The organism is Arthrobacter sp. SDTb3-6, from assembly GCF_013376095.1.
GTDB lineage: Bacteria > Actinomycetota > Actinomycetes > Actinomycetales > Micrococcaceae > Specibacter.
On sequence record NZ_JAAMFN010000115.1, the window covers coordinates 1 to 1212 of the forward strand.

Annotated in this window: 2 protein-coding genes; both read left to right on the forward strand. The window is 64.7% G+C overall.

Annotated features, from left to right (window positions below):
• The first annotated feature begins 235 nt into the window (after positions 1-235).
• The gene (locus G6035_RS19545) at positions 236-439 is read left to right on the forward strand and encodes a cold-shock protein (RefSeq protein WP_176618766.1); all 204 of its coding nucleotides are present in this window, start codon (positions 236-238) and stop codon (positions 437-439) included.
• 214 nt (positions 440-653) lie between these two features.
• Complete coding sequence (locus tag G6035_RS19550; protein WP_176618767.1) at positions 654-1076, forward strand: hypothetical protein; 423 nt, start codon at positions 654-656, stop codon at positions 1074-1076.
• Positions 1077-1212: the final 136 nt, after the last annotated feature.

Genomic DNA, 1212 nt, shown 5'->3' on the forward strand with positions numbered 1-1212 from the left:
CGTCCGCACTCCGAGGACTCGATTTCCTCGTCCGTCCCGGTCTTTGACCGGCGGTCAAACGGTGGTGCAGCGCGTTATATCATGGCTCCCTGTGTGGGAGGCCGGGCCTCCAACAGGGCCGCCCTCTCCCTTGAACACTGCTTCGCGGCCCCGTACATTAAGGGAACACGGACGACGGCGTCCGTGGCCGTCACTGCGCTGACGGCCAGTGAAGGTCCCACGAAGGAACACAGCCATGGCCACAGGCACAGTCAAATGGTTCAACGCTGAGAAGGGCTTTGGCTTCATTGCCCCCGACGACGGGTCGGCAGACGCTTTCGTCCATTACAGCGCCATCGACACCGGCGGCTACCATTCCCTGGAGGAGAACCAAAAAGTGCAGTTCAATCCCGGCCAGGGTCCCAAGCGCCCCCAGGCCGAGAACGTCCACCCGTTGTGAGCGCCGTCCCCTTGCCGGTAATGGCGGCCTGCCCTTCCGGGCCGGCCCGTTGCGCGACCACCCCTTTGAAACCTGCCCTCAGAGTGGAACACGCTGATCCCACCCAAGCACGGCAGCCCGGTCGACCCGCCTGACGGGAGGCTGCCGCTGCCTGGTGTAGTGGAAAGTTGACAATTAAGCACCGCCCTCGTGGACGTCTTTCGGGAGGATCTTCATGACCACGTTGCCAGCCGGGAATCTGTCCGGGGGAATCGCCGACGCCGGGGTGCCGGCGTTAACCTGCACCCGATGTGGTACCAGCAACGACCTGGTCATCGAGGCCATCGAAGCCACCAGTCCCGCGCTCCCTGGCCAGGTCTCCCTCGAGTACTCATGTATGTCTTGCGGCTCCTTCTACGGCCATGACGCCAGCGTCCGGCAGGTGGCCGCCCTCCTCAACGCAGGCGCCACGGCACCGGGAGTCCTGCATTTCGGCCGCTACTTCATCCATTGCGGTGAACCGATGGAGGAAACCGGGGAGGGACTCTCATGCCTCAACGACCCCTGGGGCAGCGAAAGCGGCCTGCCTGCCACGATTTCGCTTCGAACCCGCCTGCTCAAGTGCCACTGCGGATTCCAGCTGGACGCGCCGCGATGAACCCTCCCCACAGTGCCACAGTCCCGACCGCGACACCTGGGATGTTTGTTCCGTCTCCACGTCTGGGACGCATGGCCGTGCACCGTGCGAAACGGGGCGCCGGCGGGGCCAGGTCGGCAAAGGTCTTCCGGGCACA

Coding starts and splice junctions, on each gene's coding strand:
- G6035_RS19545 (WP_176618766.1), top strand. CDS start 236: ATGGCCACAGGCACAGTCAAATGGTTCAACGCTGAGAAGGGCTTTGGC.
- G6035_RS19550 (WP_176618767.1), top strand. CDS start 654: ATGACCACGTTGCCAGCCGGGAATCTGTCCGGGGGAATCGCCGACGCC.